Below are 651 nucleotides of genomic sequence, written 5' to 3' on the forward strand. Positions count from 1 at the left end.
CGAAGATGTATGAATATTTGTCACCTGAAACGAAGAAAGAAATCAGCGCGGATGAATTTGCGGAGCGTTATGAAAAAATCTATAAGGGCATAGAAGTGGACCAGTTAAAGGTGAATTATAAACAGCCCAAAGAAGAAAAAAAGCATAAAGATGGAGAAGAAGTAAATCTTGCTTATACCGTTGATATGTCAACGATGGCAGGGGAGGTCAATTCCGATCATCAGGCGACCCTTATCAAGGAAGGGGAGGGTGACCAGGAGAATTGGTACATTAAGTGGGATGAAAGCTATATATTCCCCCAGTTGAAAGCTGGTGAAAAGATATCGGTTCAAACCTATCCAGCCATTCGCGGGGAAATTGTCGACCGGAATGAGCGCGGACTTGCCATGAATGGCACGGTCTCGGAAGTGGGGATTGTGCCAGAGAAAATGACTAACGAAACCGAAACGGTCAAAAAGGTCGCTGGTATGCTTAATATGTCCACTGACGAGATAGATAAGAAGTTAACGCAATCTTGGGTAAAGCCAGGTTATTTCGTGCCCATCAAGAAAATGTCCAGTGATAATACGGCAGCATTGGAAAAGCTATTGGCGATTCCTGGGGTATCGGTCAATAATACGGAAGCCCGGATCTATCCATACAAAGAATCTA

General features: G+C 43.8%; 1 protein-coding gene. It reads left to right on the forward strand.

All coding sequences use genetic code 11. The annotated features are described in order from the left end of the window. Positions 1 to 651, forward strand: a 651-nt coding sequence (locus CVN76_RS01810) for an NTF2-like N-terminal transpeptidase domain-containing protein (protein WP_332850583.1), incomplete at both ends; no start/stop codon positions are given.

This window comes from Bacillus sp. mrc49, from assembly GCF_002803435.1.